Annotated in this window: 17 protein-coding genes; 10 read left to right on the forward strand and 7 right to left on the reverse strand. The window is 61.6% G+C overall.

The annotated features are described in order from the left end of the window. Positions 1-121 precede the first annotated feature (121 nt). The gene (gene metH, locus ACQY1K_RS10610; RefSeq protein ID WP_430257313.1) at positions 122-3,892 is read right to left on the reverse strand and encodes a methionine synthase; all 3,771 of its coding nucleotides are present in this window, start codon (positions 3,890-3,892) and stop codon (positions 122-124) included. A 160-nt stretch (positions 3,893-4,052) separates the two neighbouring features. Here metH and ACQY1K_RS10615 point away from each other — a divergent pair, with 160 nt between their 5' ends. Next, entirely contained in the window at positions 4,053-5,309 is a 1,257-nt protein-coding gene (locus ACQY1K_RS10615; RefSeq protein ID WP_430257314.1) for an AGE family epimerase/isomerase, read from the forward strand. A gap of 16 nt (positions 5,310-5,325) precedes the next feature. Here ACQY1K_RS10615 and ACQY1K_RS10620 read toward each other — a convergent pair whose 3' ends face one another. Next, positions 5,326-5,721, reverse strand: coding sequence for a response regulator (locus ACQY1K_RS10620; protein ID WP_430257315.1), 396 nt, complete (start codon positions 5,719-5,721; stop codon positions 5,326-5,328). A 308-nt stretch (positions 5,722-6,029) separates the two neighbouring features. Between ACQY1K_RS10620 and ACQY1K_RS10625 the strand changes: the two genes are divergently transcribed. From ACQY1K_RS10625 to ACQY1K_RS10640, 4 genes are all read left to right on the forward strand, one after another. Further along, complete coding sequence (locus tag ACQY1K_RS10625) at positions 6,030-7,547, forward strand: PAS domain S-box protein (protein WP_430257316.1); 1,518 nt, start codon at positions 6,030-6,032, stop codon at positions 7,545-7,547. After that, the gene (gene fixJ / locus ACQY1K_RS10630; RefSeq protein WP_062456050.1) at positions 7,534-8,154 is read left to right on the forward strand and encodes a response regulator FixJ; all 621 of its coding nucleotides are present in this window, start codon (positions 7,534-7,536) and stop codon (positions 8,152-8,154) included. The genes ACQY1K_RS10625 and fixJ overlap by 14 nt, the downstream gene beginning before the upstream one ends. Before the next feature lie 140 nt (positions 8,155-8,294). Further along, complete coding sequence (locus tag ACQY1K_RS10635) at positions 8,295-8,666, forward strand: transcriptional regulator (protein ID WP_139283807.1); 372 nt, start codon at positions 8,295-8,297, stop codon at positions 8,664-8,666. Positions 8,667-8,744: 78 nt separating this feature from the next. Further along, the gene (locus ACQY1K_RS10640; RefSeq protein WP_244508750.1) at positions 8,745-9,386 is read left to right on the forward strand and encodes a helix-turn-helix domain-containing protein; all 642 of its coding nucleotides are present in this window, start codon (positions 8,745-8,747) and stop codon (positions 9,384-9,386) included. Positions 9,387-9,400: 14 nt separating this feature from the next. On the opposite strand, the gene ACQY1K_RS10645 is transcribed toward ACQY1K_RS10640, so the two are convergent. From ACQY1K_RS10645 to ACQY1K_RS10665, 5 genes are all read right to left on the reverse strand, one after another. After that, a complete protein-coding gene (locus ACQY1K_RS10645) occupies positions 9,401-10,129 on the reverse strand; it encodes a copper homeostasis protein CutC (protein WP_113110857.1) in 729 nt (242 codons plus the stop codon). 5 nt (positions 10,130-10,134) lie between these two features. Continuing rightward, positions 10,135-11,097 (reverse strand): ROK family protein, encoded by a 963-nt coding sequence (locus tag ACQY1K_RS10650; RefSeq protein WP_430257317.1) that lies wholly within the window; start codon positions 11,095-11,097, stop codon positions 10,135-10,137. Next, the gene (locus tag ACQY1K_RS10655; RefSeq protein WP_430257318.1) at positions 11,094-12,650 is read right to left on the reverse strand and encodes a VOC family protein; all 1,557 of its coding nucleotides are present in this window, start codon (positions 12,648-12,650) and stop codon (positions 11,094-11,096) included. The genes ACQY1K_RS10650 and ACQY1K_RS10655 overlap by 4 nt, the downstream gene beginning before the upstream one ends. A gap of 113 nt (positions 12,651-12,763) precedes the next feature. Continuing rightward, a complete protein-coding gene (locus ACQY1K_RS10660; protein WP_430257319.1) occupies positions 12,764-13,915 on the reverse strand; it encodes a M20 family metallopeptidase in 1,152 nt (383 codons plus the stop codon). A 31-nt stretch (positions 13,916-13,946) separates the two neighbouring features. Beyond that, on the reverse strand, positions 13,947-14,519 hold the full coding sequence (locus ACQY1K_RS10665; protein ID WP_244474056.1) for a DUF922 domain-containing Zn-dependent protease: 573 nt from the start codon (positions 14,517-14,519) through the stop codon (positions 13,947-13,949). A gap of 185 nt (positions 14,520-14,704) precedes the next feature. Here ACQY1K_RS10665 and ACQY1K_RS10670 point away from each other — a divergent pair, with 185 nt between their 5' ends. From ACQY1K_RS10670 to ACQY1K_RS10690, 5 genes are all read left to right on the forward strand, one after another. Further along, positions 14,705-15,457 carry a FadR/GntR family transcriptional regulator gene (locus ACQY1K_RS10670; RefSeq protein WP_092660568.1) on the forward strand — a complete coding sequence of 251 codons (753 nt, stop codon included), beginning with the start codon at positions 14,705-14,707 and terminating at the stop codon, positions 15,455-15,457. 71 nt (positions 15,458-15,528) lie between these two features. Further along, positions 15,529-16,434: a 5-dehydro-4-deoxyglucarate dehydratase gene (gene kdgD / locus ACQY1K_RS10675; RefSeq protein ID WP_092660566.1), complete on the forward strand. Its 906-nt coding sequence runs from the start codon at positions 15,529-15,531 to the stop codon at positions 16,432-16,434. A gap of 4 nt (positions 16,435-16,438) precedes the next feature. Continuing rightward, a complete protein-coding gene (locus tag ACQY1K_RS10680) occupies positions 16,439-17,590 on the forward strand; it encodes a mandelate racemase/muconate lactonizing enzyme family protein (RefSeq protein WP_430257320.1) in 1,152 nt (383 codons plus the stop codon). Continuing rightward, positions 17,590-18,471 (forward strand): amidohydrolase family protein, encoded by an 882-nt coding sequence (locus ACQY1K_RS10685; protein ID WP_430257321.1) that lies wholly within the window; start codon positions 17,590-17,592, stop codon positions 18,469-18,471. Before ACQY1K_RS10680 ends, ACQY1K_RS10685 begins: the two co-directional genes overlap by 1 nt. 51 nt (positions 18,472-18,522) lie before the next feature. Then, entirely contained in the window at positions 18,523-19,509 is a 987-nt protein-coding gene (locus tag ACQY1K_RS10690) for a TRAP transporter substrate-binding protein (protein ID WP_062456018.1), read from the forward strand. Positions 19,510-19,557: the final 48 nt, after the last annotated feature.

Raw genomic sequence — 19,557 nt, forward strand, 5'->3', positions numbered from 1 at the left:
GCGCGCCGCGAGTGGCGAATGCTTGATCGCTAACAAGACCGCAATATCAAACAGAAAAAGCCAGCAAGTGATTCAACTTGCCGGCTTCTTGATTCAATCTGTGAACATGGCGGCAGACCGCCTATGCGGCGTCTTCCACCGCCGCCACATTGGTCGGGATATAGTTGAGCACCGGCCCGAGCCAGCGCTCGACTTCCTCGATCGGCATGCCCTTGCGCGACGCGTAATCCTCGACCTGGTCCCGTTCCACCTTGGCAACGCCGAAATAGTAGCTGGCGGGATGGCCGATATAGAAGCCCGAGACGGATGATCCCGGCCACATCGCGTAGCTCTCGGTCAGCGTCACGCCCGTCGCCTTGGTAGCGTCAAGCAACCGGAACAGCGTTTCCTTTTCCGTATGGTCGGGTTGCGCTGGATAGCCCGGTGCCGGACGAATGCCGGCATACTGCTCGTGGATCAACTCGTCGCTGGTGAGCGTCTCATCCGGCGCATAGCCCCAGTACTCCTGACGCACGCGCTGGTGCATGCGTTCGGCAAACGCTTCCGCAAACCGGTCGGCGAGCGCCTTGACCAGGATCGACGAATAATCGTCGTTCGCCCGCTCGAACCGTTCCGCGATCGCCACTTCCTCGATACCGGCCGTGACCACGAAGCCGCCGACATAATCCGCCTTGCCGCTCGAAACCGGTGCGACGAAATCCGACAGCGCCACATTCGGCCGGCCGTCACGCTTGGACAGCTGCTGGCGCAGCGTGAACAGCGTCTCGAGCTCCGTGCTGCGCGTCTCGTCGGTAAACAGCTTGATGTCGTCGCCGACAGCGTTGGCCGGCCAGAAGCCGATCACGGCCTGGGGCCGGAACCACTTTTCCGCAATGATTTTTTGAAGCATCGCCTGCGCATCTGCAAACAGATGCCGCGCGGCCTCGCCCTGCTTCTCGTCTTCGAGAATGGCCGGGTAGCGACCCTTCAATTCCCAGGTCTGGAAAAACGGCGTCCAGTCGATATAGGTCGCAAGCTCCGCTAGATCGTAGCCTTCGAACACTTTCGTGCCGAAGAACTGCGGCTTCTTGGGCTCATAGGATGTCCAGTCGACCGTCTCGGCATTGGCGCGGGCACGCTCGATCGGCAGCCGCTTCTTGTCCGCTTCCGAGCGGGCATGCGCCGCCGCGACCTTGGCATATTCGCCGCGGATCGTCTCGACATAGCCATCCTTCGCGTCCGGCGACAGAAGTGCCGAGACGACGCCGACGGCGCGCGAAGCATCCGTGACATAGACGGCCTGGCCCCGCTCATAGCGCGGATGGATCTTGACGGCCGTGTGCACCCGGCTGGTCGTCGCGCCGCCGATCAGCAGCGGCACGTTGAAACCCTGCCTCTCCATTTCGGCCGCCACATGCACCATTTCATCGAGCGATGGCGTGATCAGGCCCGACAGGCCGATGATATCGACCTGCTCGGCAATTGCCGTTTCGAGGATCTTCGTGGCCGGCACCATCACGCCGAGATCGACGATCTCGTAATTGTTGCAGGCGAGTACGACACCGACGATGTTCTTGCCGATGTCGTGGACGTCGCCCTTGACGGTCGCCATCAGGATCTTGCCGGCGGTCTTGCGCTGGTCACCGCCGTTGAGGCGCTTTTCCTCTTCCATGTAGGGCAGCAGCACCGCAACCGCCTGCTTCATCACGCGGGCGGACTTCACCACCTGCGGGAGGAACATCTTGCCGGAGCCGAACAGATCGCCGACGACATTCATGCCGGCCATCAGCGGCCCCTCGATGACGTGGAGCGGACGCGCGGCTTGCAGCCGCGCCTCCTCCGTATCGGCGTCGATAAATTCGGTGATGCCGTTGACCAGCGCATGCGACAGCCGCTCTTCGACCGAGCGTTCGCGCCAGGCCAGATCCTGCACCCTTGCTTCCTTGCCGGGGCCGCCACGATATTTTTCGGCCACTTCCAGAAGCCGCTCGGTTCCGTCGGCGCGGCGGTTCAACACCACGTCCTCGCAGGCCTCGCGCAGTTCCGGATCGATGTTTTCGTAGATCGCCAGCTGACCGGCATTGACGATGCCCATATCCATGCCCGCCTGGATGGCATGGTAGAGGAACACAGCATGCATCGCCTCGCGCACCGGCTCGTTGCCGCGGAACGAGAAGGACAGGTTCGAAACGCCGCCTGAAATATGCACCAGCGGCATGCGTTCGCGGATCGTCCGCGTCGCCTCGATAAAGTCGACGCCGTAATTGTTGTGTTCCTCGATCCCGGTCGCCACCGCAAACACGTTCGGATCGAAGATGATATCCTCGGGCGGGAAGCCCGCCTGCTCGGTCAGGATCTTGTAGGCGCGGCTGCAGATCTCGACCTTGCGGTCATAGGTATCCGCCTGGCCGGTCTCGTCGAACGCCATCACCACGACGGCTGCGCCGTAATTGCGGATCAGCTTGGCCTGCGCCAGGAACTTTTCCTCGCCTTCCTTGAGCGAGATCGAGTTGACGATCGGCTTGCCCTGAACGCATTTCAGTCCGCCTTCGATGATCTCGAACTTCGAGCTGTCGATCATGACTGGAACGCGCGCGATATCCGGCTCGGCGGCGATCAGGTTGAGAAACTCGATCATCGCCTGACCTGAGTTGATCAGGCCCTCGTCCATGTTGATGTCGATGACCTGCGCGCCGTTCTCGACCTGGTCGCGGGCAACGACCAGCGCTGCCGCATAATCGCCGGCGGTGATCAGCTTGCGGAATTTGGCCGAACCGGTGACGTTGGTGCGTTCGCCGACATTCACGAACGGGATGTCTTTTGTCAGTGTGAAGGGCTCGAGGCCCGACAGCGACATGAACGGCGAATGCTCCGGGATCTGGCGCGGCTTGTACTTGGAGACAGCCTCGGCGATCGCGCGAATATGCTCCGGCGTCGAGCCGCAGCAGCCGCCGACGACGTTGACGAGACCTTCGCGGGCAAATCCCTCGACCTGCTTCGCCATCATTTCAGGCGTCTCGTCATACTGACCAAACTCGTTGGGCAGGCCGGCATTCGGATAGGCGCAGATGAAGGTGTCGGAAACGCCCGACAATTCCTGCAGGTGCGGACGCATGGCATCTGCGCCAAGCGCGCAGTTGAGACCGATTGTGAACGGGTTCGAATGGCGCACAGAGTTCCAGAACGCAGACGGCGTCTGGCCGGACAGCGTGCGTCCGGAAAGGTCGGTGATCGTGCCCGATATCATCACCGGCAGGCGAATACCCTTCGCCTCGAAGCGCTCCTCGCAGGCAAAGATCGCAGCCTTGGCGTTGAGCGTGTCGAAGATCGTTTCGATCAGAATGATATCTGCACCGCCGTCGATAAGACCGTCGATCTGCTCGCCATAGGCAATCCGCAGGTCGTCGAAGGAGACGGCGCGGTAGCCCGGATTGTTGACATCGGGAGAAATCGAGGCCGTCCGGTTGGTCGGCCCGATGGCGCCGGCCACGAAACGGCGGCGGCCGTCTTCCTTTTCGGCGCGGATCGCGGCCCGGCGGGCAAGGCGTGCCCCGTCGCGGTTGAGATCGTAGACAGCGCCTTCCATCTCGTAATCCGCCTGGGCGATACGGGTGGAGGAAAACGTGTTGGTCTCGAGAATATCGGCGCCGGCCTTGGCGTAACGATAGTGGATATCCTCGATCGCCTGGGGCTGCGAGAGAATCAGAAGGTCGTTGTTGCCCTGCTGGTGACAGGCGCAACCGATAAAGCGTTCGCCACGAAAATGCTCTTCGTTGAAGCCAAGCCCCTGGATCTGAGTGCCCATGGCGCCATCTATCACGAGAATGCGTTCGCGTGCGGCGGCCTTTAGCGCTGCAAGGATTTCCGCACCGTCGCGGCGATCGCCTTCGGGACCGAAGAGTTCATCAAACAAGGGACACACTCCTGAACAGCATCAAACGGTATTCATAATCATATAAAGATGCGTTTATATGATGTCCAGCCGTCGTGCCGTGAGTAATAAACGAATTGTCGATGACAGGCCATACTCCTGACGGTATAGCCTTGAAGCAGAATGCAAAAGGGAGAGAAGCATGAGCGACGCGGGCCAGGTATCGAAATTCTGGAGCGATCTGCCCTACCACCGGCGCTGGCTGCTGCAACAGGCTGACGGCCTGTTCGATTTCTTCCAGCACAGGGCCATCAACCCCAAGGGCGGCTTCTTCGATCTCGATCCTACCGGCAACCCGCTCCCCGGCGACAATCCCGTTCGCGGCATTCACGCGTCCGCCCGCATGGTGCACTGCTATTCTATCGGCTATCTCTTGGGACGTCCGGGTACGGGCGACCTGGTCGACCACGGCATGAATTTTCTCTGGAACGGTCACCGCGACCAACAAAACGGTGGCTATGCCTGGTCGATGAACGACGATGGCCCGGCGGATGGCAACAAGCAGGGTTACGGCCACGCTTTCGTGCTTCTCGCCGCATCCTCCGCAAAAGTCGTTGGCCATCCGCTCGCCGACGCGATGCTCGCCGACGTCACCGACGTGCTGGAGACCCGGTTCTGGAATATCGAACACGGCGCCATTGCCGAAGAATTCGCGCCCGACTGGTCCCCCATCGACGGCGGCAGCTACCGTGGCCAGAACTCTAACATGCACCTGACTGAAGCGCTGATGGCGGCCTTTGAGGCAACCGGCGAACGGCATTATCTGGACAAGGCCGAAAGCATTGCAGACCTCGTCATCCGGCGCCTCGCCGGCAGCGTCGGCTTCCGCGTCGCCGAGCATTTCGATAGCGACTGGCAGATCGACAAGAACTATTATCACCAGGACGAGATGTTCCGCCCGGCCGGCACGACGCCCGGCCACTGGCTGGAATGGGCAAGACTGACGCTGCAACTGTGGACGCTCGGCGACAAGAAGCACGCCTGGATGCCGGATGCGGCCAAGAACCTGTTCGTGCAGGCCATGTCACTCGGTTGGGACAAGGAAAAAGGCGGGTTCTTCTACACGCTGGATTGGGACGACAAGCCCGCCAAGACCAACAAGCTCTGGTGGCCGATGTGCGAGGGCGCTGGCGCTGCGCATTTCATCAACCAGCATCTGCCGGCCGACAGCTTCTACGAAGACAGCTACAGGCTGATCTGGGGCACAATCGCCAACAAGTTCGTCGACCACAAGAACGGCGGCTGGCACGAGGAACTGACGGAGGATCTGGTCCCGGCTCACACCCTGTTTCCCGGCAAGGGCGACATCTATCACGCGCTGCAGGCATGCCTCATCCCGCTGTTTCCCGCGGATGGCAGCCTGACGAAGATGATCGTGGAGGCGGACTGCCGGATCTGACGGCCGGTTCCGCCGGTCAGCCGGCCGAGACCATGGAGCGGATCAGCGAGACAAGGCTGTCGTAGTCATAGGGCTTGGTCACCAGGCCCGAACGCGACAGGCCTTCGGCGCCTTCGACATTGCGATCGCCCGTCGCGAAGATGACCGGGAGATCCGGAAATTGGTCGCGGAGTTTGATGGTCAGTTGCAGGCCTGTCATGTCGGGCAGATGCACGTCGGTAACCAGGATATCGACCGGCTGCTCGGAGGCAAGGCCCAGCGCCTCACCGGCCGTGCCGGCTTCGACGACGCCCATGCCGGCATCCTGCAGGAAATCGGCTGTAGAGATGCGGATCAGGGCTTCGTCTTCTACGAACAAAACCTTGATCGGTGCGGCGCGCCCTTCATTTGCTTCGGCGGCTACGGTCGACATATCAAATTCTCCGGCAGCAGCCATGGCTGCGTGTGTGTTACCAGTCTGATTCTGGTTGATAACCTAGCGGAATGTTTAGGCCAAGGCCCAGCCTTATCGGGTTTGCCGATCAATTGCACGCCGGGATGAACAGGGTTCCGGAGCGAATGCGCGGTTTCTCTGACATATGGTGAAAAGCATGTGTATGAAGACCCCTCCCCGATTTGCCCGTTGGACGCTGCATTTAAGCCTGTGCTACAACGCGTTCAAGACATCCGCGCCCGTCTCTCCGCGCGCCTGTGTCGATCGCCTTTTCAGTAGGATGAGCGATGATCCTAAGCGAAATGACCGGGCGCACCGAACGCTTCGTACAGTTCATTCAGAAACGTGATTTCACCCGCGGTGAGGTCTATCTCCTTGCTGTGGTCGGCTTCCTGGTCGGCTTTGCAATTCGTCTGGCTCTGTCCGTTCCCATGAACGGCAAGGGAATCTACTTCTTTTTCGTGCCGTCGATCATCTTCGCCTCCGTCATCGGAGGCTTGAGACCGGGCGTGGTCGCCGCAATCCTCTCCGTAATCGGTGTCTGGGCGTTGAAGGAACTGTCACCCGTCAGCGCGACCTCGGCGGAACTGAGAGTGGTTGCTCTGACCAGCCTGGCAATCGCCGTCACCGGCAAGGTCCTGCATATCGCCCGGATCATCATCGCAAAGACCCAGGCCAAGGCCGAGGTTCGCGAGGCGCATCTGCGATCGATCCTCGACACCGTGCTCGATGCCACCATCGTCATTACCAAGGAAGGCATCATCGTCTCCTTCAATTCCGCGGCCGTTCGCCAGTTCGGATATACGGAAGATGAGGTCGTCGGACGCAACCTGCGTATCCTCATGCCGGAGCCCTACCACAGGGAGCATGACGGCTATCTCGAGCGCTACGCGCGCACCGGCGAAAAGCGGATTATCGGCCGGGATCGCGTCGTGGTCGGCCGTCGCAAGGATGGCTCCACCTTCCCGATGAAGCTTGCCGTTGGCGAAACCCGGTCGGGTGGCGAGACCTTCTATACCGGCTTCGTGCGAGATCTTACCGAACGCGCCGAATCGGCGGCACGATTGCAGGAAATGCAGGGTGAAGTCGCCCGTCTCGCGCGACTGAACGAGATGGGTGAAATGGCCTCGACCCTTGCCCATGAACTGAACCAACCGCTTTCGGCCATCGCGAACTATGTCCACGGCTGCGCAAGGCTCCTGCGGGACATGGACGACGACATGGCGTCGCGATTGCGCGACGCGCTGAAGGAAGCCGGCAACCAATCGCTCCGCGCCGGGCAGATCATCAAGCACCTGCGCGAATTCGTGACGAAGGGCGAAACGGAAAAAGCACCCCACAACATCCGCCGGCTGATTGAAGAAGCCGCGGCTCTGGCCTTGGTCGGTTCTCGCGAAAATGGCGTGCGGACGATGTTCGAATTCAACGACGGCCCGGAAATCGTCGTCGCTGACAAGATCCAGATCCAGCAGGTCCTGACCAATCTGATGCGCAACGCAATCGAAGCGATGCGCGACAGTGAGCGGAAAGAGCTCACGATCCGCACGCTGGTCCAGGACGACGAGCACGTGGCTGTGGTCGTCGAAGACACAGGCCCCGGGATTGCGGAGGAGATCGAGGCCCAATTGTTCAAGCCATTCGTGACGACCAAGGCGGGTGGTATGGGGATCGGACTTTCGATATGCAAACGTATTATCGAAGCCCATGACGGTGAGATGGTGGTCACCCGAAATGTCGCCGGAGGTGCCACGTTCCGGTTCACGCTGCCGTTGTACAAGGAGGACGAAGAGAATGCCGACCGCTGACTACGTGGTGCATATCGTCGACGATGAGGAGCCGGTGCGCAAGTCGCTCGCCTTCATGCTGACGATGAACGGATTTGCCGTGCGCGTGCATGAAAGCGCGACAGCCTTCCTGAAATTTGCGCCCGGAACTCGCAACGCCCTGCTCATCAGCGACCTCAGGATGCCCGATATCGGGGGTCTCGAGCTGATCAGGTCACTCGCCGCCCAGAAGATCCGGATGCCTGTGATCTTCATAACCGGCCACGGCGACGTGGCGATGGCAGTGGAAGCAATGAAGGCCGGCGCTGTCGATTTCATCGAAAAACCGTTCGACGATACGACCATCATCGAAGCAATCGAGCGGGCTGCCAAGCTTCTCGTCGAAAAGCCGACGGAAGTGACCGAGGTGCAGGAAGTGTTGAGCCGCCTCCAGTCGCTCAGCGATCGCGAGCGCCAGGTCCTTTTGGCAGTCGTTGCCGGCTTGCCGAACAAGTCGATCGCCTACGATCTCGACATCAGCCCCCGGACGGTTGAAGTCCACCGCGCCAACGTGATGGCCAAGATGCGGGCGCGCAGCCTGCCGCAACTGGTTCGAATGACCATGGCGGCCGGCTTCGACCAGGAGTGACGCCGAACCTGAACAAACGGACAATCCGCGATTTAATTGCAACTTCTTGATCTAACGCAAAGTCCGCTTGGGGCGTGGCGCGCATATTACAATCGGCGTCCAATGTCGCCCTAGCGCCCCCCGGATCCTGGATAGTCCACGTGTTGTCACCCTCGACCACTATTGCAGTGATCGCTCCGGATGCCGGGCTTAGACAGTCGCTGGCGTTCGCGCTGGAGGTCGAAGGTTTTCAGGTCCTCTCCTATGAAAGCTGGTGCGCGGGCCACGCTTCGGCAGCCTCGTCAGCGTGCACGATCATCGACTCCCACGAAGTCCACGGCAACCTCGACGCCCAGCACAAGCTTCTCGACTCTCCCAGCCGTTTCATCATGCTGGCAGACGGAATGACGCCGATCCCATCCAAAAACACGGCGCGCATCCTGATAAAGCCGTTCGATGGTGCCGAACTCCTGCGGATGGTGAGGGATTTCGCCCATCTGAGCCACGCCACGCCGGCACCGGTCGCTACGTAGAACTCCGTAGGGAGACACCTCAATATCGCCGACGAGTGGCTTGCGGCATCCTAGCTCTGATCACTTGGAGGAAGAGCCGTGAACGCTCCGGTCGCGAACGCCCAGGCAAAGATGCTAAACGCAACGCCGATCGCGTTTCCGTGTTCCTCCGCACCAGTCACCCGGGTTACCCAGGTCCAGACCTATGCCGGCGGCAAGGAAATCTACACGCCCGGCGAGAAATCCGGCACGTTCTACGAGGTCGAATTCGGCGCCGTCCGCCTCCATCGGCTGCTGTCCGATGGCCGCCGTCAGGTCATCGGCTTCTACCTTGCCGGCGAGACCTTTGGGTTTGAAGCCGACCGCACGCATGCCTTTTTCGCGGAAGCGATCGTTCCGACGGGACTGCGCAGCTTTTCCCAGCCCGGCAGTGGCGACGACATTCTGAAGCTCGCCTTGCGCGGCATGCTGCGCGCCCAGGAGCACCTGGCGGTCATCGGCCGCCAGACCGCGGTGGAGCGCATCGCCGGCTTCCTGCTGGACATGGCTAACCGCCAGGGCAATCTCGACCATTTCGACCTGCCGATGTCGAGGCTCGACATCGCGGATTATCTCGGCCTGACGATTGAAACCGTTTCGCGTGTGTTCGCAAAGCTGCGCGCATCCAACCTGATCAAACTGCAAAGCGTCCGCTGCGTGCAGATCCAGGACTTCAAGGCCCTCGCCAGCCTCTGCGCCTGAGGCTGAGCGAACCCTCAGCTGCCGACACCATCCAAGATCGTCCGCATCTCGCGCACGATGACTTCGCTTGTCCGGTATGATTGGTTAGCTTGAAAACCGAACTCGACAGCCCTGCCGTCACCGCGCTTGAGAACAGCGCGGCAGGAGCCGTGGACCTCGCGGGCACCGGTGCAGTTCAACAATTCGACAACGTTTGCCGGCGTGACCCCGCTGCCCGGCATGATCGACAACCGTGTCCCGGCTTGATCGACCAGTTGCTTCAACAGGTTCACCCCGTCTATGGCGCGCGGAACCAGCCCGGACGTCAGGATGCGCTCAACGCCGAGCGTCATCGCCACGTCGAGGGCCTCAACCGGATCCGGCACCAGATCGAAGGCACGGTGCAGTGTCACACCGAGACCGTCAGCATGTCGCATCAGGCGTTCGAGCAGCGCCACATCGAGACGGCCGTCGGCCAGATTCGCACCGATCACCACACCCGCCAACCCGGCGGACCGCACAGCGTCGATATCGCCGAGCATGGCCGCCTCGTCACCGAGACCGAACACGAAATCCCCTGCCCTCGGTCGGATCATCGCATAGACCGGGGTCGACGCTTTCGCCGCCAGTGCCATCAGCCCCGGCGACGGCGTCAGTCCGCCCAGATCGAGCGCCGCGCAGAGTTCGATCCGGTCGGCCCCGCCCGCCACAGCCGCCTCGAACCCCTCAGGCGTATCGACACAGACTTCGAGCGTGATCCGCATCGCCATCAGCCCTCCTGCCGGCCGAGCACCGCTGCCCCGACCAGCCCACCATCCGCCTGCCGAAGCGCCGGGATCACCAATGGGTAACTTATCCGGTTGAGGATGCGTTTGCGCACTGCTCCGTCCAGCAGGTCGATCAGTGCCGAAACGGAGGCCAGTCCCCCTCCGACGGGCACGACCGACGCCCCTGTCGTGTTGACCGCGAGCGCCAGGGGATCGGCAATCAGTTCCAGCCAGACGGCGATCGTCTTTTCCGCCAACGCATCGCCGGCCTGCCAGTCTTCAATGATCGTGTGACTGGTCTCGGCTCTCTCATGGAGCAGGCCGTCGATACGCTCTATCCCGCGTGCGCCGCCGACCGTATCGGCACAGCCGGACTGGCCGCAACCGCAGGCCAGGCGCGGAATGTGGATCGTCTCGCCGGCGATCTCGACGGTCGTATTGACGATCGGCCCGTGGCCCCATTCGCCGGTCACGCCGCCCGCACCGCGCACCAGCTTGCCACCAATCGCCAGACCACCGCCGATCCCGGTGCCGATGATGGCGCAGAACACGACGTCATGGCCCTTGCCGGCACCTTCACTGGCTTCGGCAAGCGTCAGACAATCGGCGTCGTTGGCCGCAACGACCGGCCTTCCGAGCCGCGCGGAAAGTTCCGCCGCCACGGGACGTCCTGTGATGCAGGGAATGTTGGCGGCAATCGAAACGCCGGTCTTGGGATCGACGATCCCGGTGATCGACAACGCCAGCGGCGTCGAGTCATTGTCTTTAACCAGATGGGCATGCCGCGCGATCAGGTCAGACAGCGCTGCCACGAACGCATCCCAGTCGGACGCGGGTGTTGGAACCCGCTCCAGAGGCTCGATGACGCCAGGCTTCGGCGACACCGCGAACTTGATGAACGAACCGCCGATATCGGCACAGAATACCGGCTTGTCGTTTCCGGTCGTGAACACGTTACCTGTCAACCAATCCGCTCCTTGAGCCATTCGTGCACGATGACCTCGTCTTCCGCGTCGAGGCCATGATTGGCATCGAGTACCCGGGCCGTCACGTCGGCCCCGGCCGTCCGTAGCCTGTCCTCGATCTCGCCGGCAAGCGGGCCGTAAAAATCGTTGATGGCGCTGAGTGACAGGACCTCTGCCCCGGAAAGATCAACGACGGGTCGGTCTTCCAGCACGTTCATTGAGCGCAGCAGCACTGCCTTGCGGATCAGCTCAGGGTAAAGCTGCATCGTCGCTCCGATCATGTTGCCGCCGTTGGAATAACCGAGGAACGCGGTGCGCGCCGGATCCGCGCCATACGCCGGACCGATATCCTCGATGAACCCGACGAAAGCCTCCACTTCCAAGGCGATCTCCTTCTGGTCGAACGTCGTCTGGCTGAGCCTGCGGAAAAACCGCGGATAGCCCTCGTCCACGGAGCGGCCGCGCAAACCGATCAGCATCGCATTGGGTGCCGCCTTTCGGCCGAGCGGCAGCAGCGCCGTTTCGTTGGCGCCGGTGCCGTGCATCAGCACCAGCGTCGTGCCGTCCCAGTTGTCAGGCATGTGGACCCGATGCACGAACGGCAGGTCGCGGTAGATGACGCGTTCCTCGCCCGGCAGACCGAACTGCGGCAGCATCACCTTCAGCGCCTCGCGATCCCCCTTGAAATGGTTCGGAATGAACAGCTGGCGTCCCAGCGTCTCGACAGTTTCATCGGTGGCAAAACCCGGCCCGTCCGAGGCGAGTTCAATCAGCGTGCCGCCCGGCTCGCGCACGTAGAGCGAATGGAAATACTGCCGGTCGTGGATGTTCATTTCGCCCGCATCGGCAGCGGCAAGGTCTGCATACACCGCTTCGACCGCCGCGCGATCCGCAGCCCGGAAAGCGATATGATCGATCGCGCCCGTGCCCGGCGCCGACGTCCAGAAACCCGATGCATCGCGGACATCGACGATATCATGCGCATCCGAGACCAGACGCTGGATGTTGCCTTCCCGGCCTCCAACAGCCAACCCCATATGCCTCACAAGGAATTCAGCGGTCTCCTGAGGCTTCTCGGAAAGGATCGTCGCGCCGTAAAGTCTGCGGACTGCGTTTTCTTCGGCAATGCCACCATCCTTCCACCAGACCCAAGGCCCTATTTCCTCGACGCCGACGAGCTTGACGATGATCCCGTCCGGATCCGTTAGGCGCAGCACGGGCTGGCCGAATTCCTGCGCGGGCCCGGAAAGCTTGATGTTATATTGCAGCGCCCTTGTCAGCCAGAAGCCGATCGCTTCCGGCGAAATCTCCAGGCTGATCTCGCTCGGCGCCCCATGCCCGACCCGACCGAGCGATCCATCTTCCCAGGCGAGAAACGTCACGATCGATCCGGGCGATGCGGCACCGTCGCCGTAAAACAGATGCAACTGCTGCGCATCCTCGAAACCGGCGGTGCGTTTCACCAGCCGCAATCCGAGGAAGCCGACATAGAAGTCGACATTCGCCTGTATCTTGCGGGTGATGGCGGTGATGTGGTGCAGGCCGCTGGTCATGTCGGAATTCCCGATTGGTCTTCGATATCAGCCATATGGACGCAATTTCTGGACGATGAAAAGATGCCGTGATGGGTGCGGCCGGTGCCGCACCGTTCACAAAGCGGCACCCGTCAGGCTTCGGGCTCGAGCGACATCATCAGGTTGGCGAGAAGCGCCGTCCGCGGTGCGACGCTCGACAGCAAGATATGCTCGTCGAACGTATGCGCCCCCGCACCGTCGGCGCCAAGACCATCGAGCGTGGGCACGCCAAGCGCTGCGGTGAAATTGCCGTCGGAACCGCCGCCGGTCGTGACGCCCTCCAGCGCAATGCCGAGATCTACAGCGATTTTCGCCGCCGTATCGAACAATCTCCGGCCCGCATCCGACTGCGCAAACGGTGGCCGGTTCATCTGTCCCTTGATCTCGAAACTGATATCCGGATCGACCGGCTGCATGGCGGCGATCTTCGCCGTGACTTCCGTGGCTGCCGCATCGTCGGGGACGCGCACATCCACCTGCATGCGGCATTCCGCCGGCACCGTATTGCGGCCGGTGCCGCCGCTGATTGTGCCGACCGTCACGGTAATGCCGCGTCCTGAGTCGTTCAGCGCCTCCAGATCGAGCACCAGCCTTGCTGCCGCCCGCACGGCGCTTCGTCCGTCCTGTGGCCGTGTGCCCGCATGCGAGGCCCGGCCACGCACGACGATATCGTACATCGCCACACCCTTGCGGGCGATGACGATCTTGCCGCCGTCGCGCGCGGGTTCCACCACCAGCGTATAACCGGCGCTGCGCGCGCATTCCTCCATGAAGGCCCGCGACGAAAAGCTTCCGACCTCTTCGTCCGGCACGAAAACGAGATCGACCGGCATTCTGCTGCCCTTTGCAACCGCGATCTTCAACGCCTCCAGCGCCATCAGTGCACCGGACTTCATGTCGTAGATGCCGGGACCGTAAAGCTTGTCGCCCTCCTGGCGGAGCGGAAGCTGGTTATCGATCACGCCGATCGCATGCACCGTATCGAGATGCGCAAGCACCAGAACCGATTTCTCGTTGCTCCCCGCCTGCCGTGGCGATCGGACCGCGAGGATATCGCCGAACCCGAGCGTGCCCGGCAGCCGTTCGACGGAAAGCCCGGCCTTAGCCGCACTGGCCTCCACCCGATCGGCCAGGAAGTTTACCGCCGCCGCATTGCCGGAGGGCGTCTCGATCCGCACCCACTCTTTCAGCTCTTCGATCAGAGCCTCGGCATCGACATCACCGGCGGAAATAACCTGCGTCATTGAAAGCTTCCTTTGAAAAATTCGCCTGTCTCTAGCGCTCGTTGACGAGCTGGAGGATCAGCTGCTGCACATTGCCGCCATCGCCGAGTTCTACCTTGTCGAAATCCCGGTTGCGTTGCTGATGGGCGGGAAAGATGACGGCGATCTTGCTCTGGAGTTCAGCCCGTACCTTGGTGCATTTCGGATCGTTCGGCACCGAAAGCCCGATACTGGCCGCCTCGATCTGGCGCACGAGATCCTCGATCATCGCGCCGTGGACCCGCTCATGCCGGCGCACGCCGTCAGTAAACGCGTCCCATTTCTGTTGAAGCGCTGGCGACAGTTTTGAGACAAGCTTTGGCAGTGTGTAGATGATGACGATGTTGGGCCGCGCCGAAACCAGCGTGCAGGCGCCGTCCGGCTGCGGCTCGTATTTGCGCGACCAGGTCAGCTTGAAATCCGTGTGAGCGATGGCCCGAACCTGGCTGCCGACCTTGGGGCCGTTTTCGCCGATCGAGGAGTAGAGCTCGATGCCGGACGTGCCTTTAACCGGATAGGTCTTCACCTGCTCCACCGGCTTCCACTGCGCCTGCGCCGCCGCCGGCCAGAGACTAAGAGCACACAACAGACCGATACACCGAACTCTCTCGCGCACTCATCACCCGATATCTGAACTCAATGCCGCAACCTAGAGACAAGTGCGGCCGCTTTCAACTGCCGCAAAGGCTCCATAAGCAAAAGCCGTGACAACGAAGCCGACTTATCATACAGGTTAACGGGAGCAGATAACGAGAGCGCAAGGAGAGACGCATGGCTGGAGAGACAAGGCTGGAGCCGGCAAAGGGCGCAGGAACGCTGGTGTCTCAGCTGACGGATACATTGCGCCAAGCGATCGCCGCCGGTCAATTCACGGCCGGTGCGCGGCTGCCGAGCGAAGCGCAGCTGACGGAGACCCACGGCGTCAGCCGCACCGTGGTGCGCGAGGCGATCGCCGCCCTCCGCGCCGACCGTCTTGTGGAAGCGCGCCAGGGTGCCGGCGTCTTTGTGCTGGAACCACGGCAAAACACCCAGCCCACGATGCTCTCGCTCAACAATATCGATCTTGCTCAGGTGTCCTCGATGATCGAGCTCCTGGAGCTCAGAACCGCCGTCGAAGTCGAGGCTGCAGGCCTTGCAGCGGTGCGTCGCTCGCCCGCGCAGGAAGAAAGCATCTTCGAGCATCACCATGCCGTCCGCGCCTGTCTCGAGGCAGACAAGCCGACCAGCGAGGCGGATTTTGCCCTCCATCTCGCCATTGCCGAAGCGACGAACAACCCGCGTTTCCGCGAGTTCCTGACCATGATCGGCAAGCGGCTGATCCCCCGTGCGGCCCTGCGTCCGGACGATTCCGAATCTGATCAGGCGGCCTATATCGCCCTTCTCGACAAGGAGCATGACGCGATCGTCGTGGCAATTTCGGAAGGCGACGAAGAAGGCGCAAGGCAGGCCATGCGCAGCCATCTGCGTGGCGCGCAACTGCGCTACCGGACGTTGCTGCGCGAAGTTCGCCAATCTGTCAGATGACGTGTTGACACAAATTCATCATACATGTACGACAACATTGTCTGGAGGAGACACTGAGAGGATAACACTACATGACGCCTGAAGAGATCAAGGCAGCGCTTGGCGCCGGCCTGCTGTCGTTCCCTGTGACCCATTTCGATGCCGAGGGCCAGTTTCAGCCTGAAAGTTATCAGCGTCATATCGAGTGGCTTTCCGGCTTCGAGGCGCCCGTTCTCTTTGCCGCCGGCGGCACCGGAGAATTCTTCTCGCTGGCCCCCGACGAAATTCCCGCCATCGTGAAATCCGCCAAGGAAGCGTCCGGCAAGACCGCGATCGTCTCCGGTTGCGGCTTCGGCACGCATGTGGGCGTCGATCTGGCAAAGAAGGTCGAGAAATCAGGCGCGGACGGAATTCTACTTCTGCCGCATTACATGATCGATGCGCCGCAGGAAGGCCTGTACAAGCATGTGAAGGCGATCTGCCAGTCGGTCGGCATCGGCGTCATGGTCTATAACCGCGATAATTCCGTGCTGCAGGTCGACACGCTGCAGCGGCTCTGCGACGAATGCCCCAATCTCATCGGCTTCAAGGACGGCACCGGCGATATCGGCCTCGTGCGCCAGATCACCGCCACGATGGGCGACCGGCTGATGTATCTCGGCGGCATGCCGACGGCCGAACTGTTTGCCGAAGCCTATCTCGGCGCCGGCTTCACCACCTATTCGTCGGCCGTCTTCAACTTCGTGCCCGGTCTTGCCGTCGAGTTCTACAAGGCGCTGCGGGCCGGCAATCGCACCCGCTGCGAACAGATCCTCACCGAATTCTTCTACCCCTTCATGGCGCTTCGCGGCCGCCGCAAGGGTTATGCCGTTTCGGCCATCAAGGCCGGCGTGCGCCTGCAGGGCTTCGATGCCGGCAAGGTCCGCCCACCGCTCGATGACCTGACGGAAGAAGAAGAGCAGATCCTGCTGAAGCTCATCGGCGATCAGAAGCGGTGAACCCATGAAGATCGCTTCGGTCCGCACCCACCTTCTTGAACACAGGCTAAATGTCGCCTTCGAAAGCGCCTCGATGCGCTTCGATCGCCGCGCTCATATCCTGGTCGAGATCGAGTGCGACGACGGAACCATCGGCTGGGGAGAATGCCTCGGCCCGGCCCGGCCCAATGCGGCGGTGGTCGCAGCCTATGCAAACTGGCTGATCGGCGAAAACCCGCTGGAAACCGAAAAGATCTGGGCGCGGCTTTATAACGCATTGCGTGACCAGGGCCAGCGCGGCCTTGCCGTTACTGCACTCTCGGGCATCGACATCGCGCTCTGGGACATCAAGGGCAAGCATTTCGGCGTGCCGATCTCGATCCTGCTCGGAGGCCGTTTTCGCGAAAGCGTCAAGGCCTATGCCACCGGCAGCTTCAAGCGCGACGGCGTCGACCGCGTCGAAGACAATGCCCGCGATGTCGCCCGCTACCGCGACGAAGGTTTCCACGCGACGAAGATTAAGATCGGCTTCGGCGTCGAGGAAGACCTTCGCGTCATCCGCGCCGTGCGGGAAGCAGCCGGTCCCGATATGCGCCTGATGATCGACGCCAACCACGGCTATGACACCATCGAAGCCGTCAAACTCGGCAACGCGGCGGCACAATACGATATCGACTGGTTCGAGGAGCCCGTCGTGCCGGAACAGCTGGCGGCCTACCGCGAAGTGCGCGCCCGCCAGCCGATCCCGGTTGCCGGCGGCGAAACCTGGCACAGCCGGTGGGGCATGCGCGAGCCCGTGGAAACCCGCGCCGTTGACATTCTCCAGCCCGATCTTGCCGGCGTCGGCGGGTTTACAGAAGCCAAGCGCGTTGCCGATCTCGCAGCGCTCCATGGTATCCGCGTTGTACCGCATGTCTGGGGCACGGCCGTCCATATCGCAGCAGCCCTGCAGTTCATGGCGGCGATGATCCCGAGCCCGGTTCGTGTCAATCCGATCGAACCCATTCTCGAATTCGACCGCACCGACAACCCTTTCCGCCAAGCGGTGATCAAAACACCGATCGAACATCGGCACGGCGTGGTGCAGATCCCCGATGGCCCTGGTCTCGGGATCGAGATCAACCGCGATGCGCTCAAGGAATTCAAAATGCCTGAACCGAAGTCGGGAGACGTCTGATGCTTGTTCGTCCGCTCTCCGGAAACGCGCCCAAGACGAAACTGCCGAAGGGCGCAGTCGATTCGCAGATGCACATGTACCTGCCGGGTTTCCCATCGCAGCCCGGTGGTCCGGGCCTTCCGGGCGGCGCACTTCCCGATGCGGACCAGTATCGCCAGTTCATGGCATGGCTCGGCATCGATCGTGTCGTGATCACGCAGGGCAATGCCCACCAGCGCGACAATACCAACTTGGTCGCCTGCCTGAAGGAAATGGGCGATGTTGCCCGTGGCGTCGCTGCAGTCGCGGGTGATGTCTCCGATGGCGAACTCGACCAGCTCGCCGAAGCCGGTATCGTCGGCCTGCGCATCATGGATCTGCCCGGCGGTGCCGTGGACCTTTCGGCGCTCGAAGCACTCGACGCCAAGGCTGCCGCCCGCGGCTGGATGCTCGCAGTCCAGTTCGACGGCAGCAATATCCTCGAGCATGAGCCACGCCTTGCCAAACTCAAAAGCCGCTGGGTGTTCGACCATCACGGCAAGTTCTTCTCCGGCGCAACGCCAGAGGGCCCGGAGATCGCAGCGCTGAAGCGACTGATGGATATCGGCAGATGCTGGTTCAAGTTCGCAGGCGTCTACGAGTCCTCGAAGTCCGGCGCACCTGATTATGCCGATGTCGCGGCCTTCTCGCGCGATATCGCCGCCTACGCGCCTGAACGCATCGTCTGGGGCAGCAACTGGCCGCACAACCTTGCACGCGAGCAGAAGGACTATCCGGACGACGTCGCGTTGACCGACACGGTTCTAAGCTGGCTGGCGGACGAAGAAGCGCTTGAGCTGGCGCTCGTGAAGAACCCGGAACAACTGTTTGGCCTTCCGGACTGGAGTGCATCGACCAAATAAATTTAATCACCGCCGGCGCGTGGAGGCGACGGCTTTTTGGAGGAGGAAGACATGAAACTGACGAAAGCCCTCGGGCTCGCATTTTGCCTGGCGCTGGCCACCACCACGGCCCATACCAGCGTCCGCGCGCAGGAGATCACCCTGCGCTCTGCCGATATCCATCCTGATGGCTATCCGACTGTCGAAGCAGTTAAATACATGGGCGACCTCGTCAAGGAACGCACCAGCGGCCGCATCGGCGTGCAGGTGATGAACAACTCGGTTCTCGGCGGCGAGAAGGACACGATCGAGCAGACCCGTTTCGGCGTCATCGACATGAACCGCGTCAATGCCGCGCCGTTCAACAACCTCATCCCCGAGACGGTCGTTCTTGGCCTGCCCTTCCTGTTCCGCTCGACCGACCACATGCATAAGGTCGTAGACGGCCCGATCGGCGACAAGATCCTTGCCGCCTTCGAACCGCACGGCCTGATCGGTCTGGCCTACTACGACAGCGGCGCGCGCTCCTTCTACACCACCAAGAAGCCGGTCGAAAAACTGGCCGACCTCAAGGGCATGAAGATCCGCGTCCAGCAGTCCGACCTCTGGATCGCGATGATGCAGGCCTTCGGTGCCAACCCGACGCCGATGCCGATGGGCGAAGTCTACTCGTCGCTGGAAACCGGAGTTGTCGACGGCGCTGAAAACAACTGGCCGTCCTACGAATCGGCCCGTCATTACGAGGTCGCCAAGAACTATTCGCTGACCCAGCATTCGATGAACCCGGAAATTCTGGTCATGTCGAAAGTCTCCTGGGACAAGCTGACGCCCGATGACCAGAAAGTCATCCGCCAGGCCGCGAAGGACAGCGTCGTCAAGATGCGCGAACTGTGGGCTGCCCGCGAAAAGTCTTCAGAAGAAAAGGTCCGCGCCGGCGGCGTCAAGGTCATTACCGTCAACAAGGACGAGTTCTCGGCCGCGATGAAGCCAGTCTACGACAAGTTCGTGACCGACGCGAAGATGAAGAGCCTGTTGGAAGAAATCCAGGCCGTCAACTGACAGCCCTGATCGGCCGGCCCCGCCACACCGGGGTCGGCTGTGCTTTTC

The organism is Neorhizobium sp. IRS_2294, assembly GCF_050500145.1.
GTDB lineage: Bacteria > Pseudomonadota > Alphaproteobacteria > Rhizobiales > Rhizobiaceae > Neorhizobium > Neorhizobium soli.

Bases quoted from the DNA above. Each gene is read 5' to 3' on its own strand.
- ACQY1K_RS10615 (WP_430257314.1), top strand. From the start codon at position 4,053: ATGAGCGACGCGGGCCAGGTATCGAAATTCTGGAGCGATCTGCCCTAC.
- ACQY1K_RS10620 (WP_430257315.1), bottom strand. From the start codon at position 5,721: ATGTCGACCGTAGCCGCCGAAGCAAATGAAGGGCGCGCCGCACCGATC.
- ACQY1K_RS10625 (WP_430257316.1), top strand. From the start codon at position 6,030: ATGATCCTAAGCGAAATGACCGGGCGCACCGAACGCTTCGTACAGTTC.
- fixJ (WP_062456050.1), top strand. From the start codon at position 7,534: ATGCCGACCGCTGACTACGTGGTGCATATCGTCGACGATGAGGAGCCG.
- ACQY1K_RS10645 (WP_113110857.1), bottom strand. From the start codon at position 10,129: ATGCGGATCACGCTCGAAGTCTGTGTCGATACGCCTGAGGGGTTCGAG.
- ACQY1K_RS10655 (WP_430257318.1), bottom strand. From the start codon at position 12,650: ATGACCAGCGGCCTGCACCACATCACCGCCATCACCCGCAAGATACAG.
- ACQY1K_RS10660 (WP_430257319.1), bottom strand. From the start codon at position 13,915: ATGACGCAGGTTATTTCCGCCGGTGATGTCGATGCCGAGGCTCTGATC.
- ACQY1K_RS10670 (WP_092660568.1), top strand. From the start codon at position 14,705: ATGGCTGGAGAGACAAGGCTGGAGCCGGCAAAGGGCGCAGGAACGCTG.
- kdgD (WP_092660566.1), top strand. From the start codon at position 15,529: ATGACGCCTGAAGAGATCAAGGCAGCGCTTGGCGCCGGCCTGCTGTCG.
- ACQY1K_RS10680 (WP_430257320.1), top strand. From the start codon at position 16,439: ATGAAGATCGCTTCGGTCCGCACCCACCTTCTTGAACACAGGCTAAAT.
- ACQY1K_RS10685 (WP_430257321.1), top strand. From the start codon at position 17,590: ATGCTTGTTCGTCCGCTCTCCGGAAACGCGCCCAAGACGAAACTGCCG.
- ACQY1K_RS10690 (WP_062456018.1), top strand. From the start codon at position 18,523: ATGAAACTGACGAAAGCCCTCGGGCTCGCATTTTGCCTGGCGCTGGCC.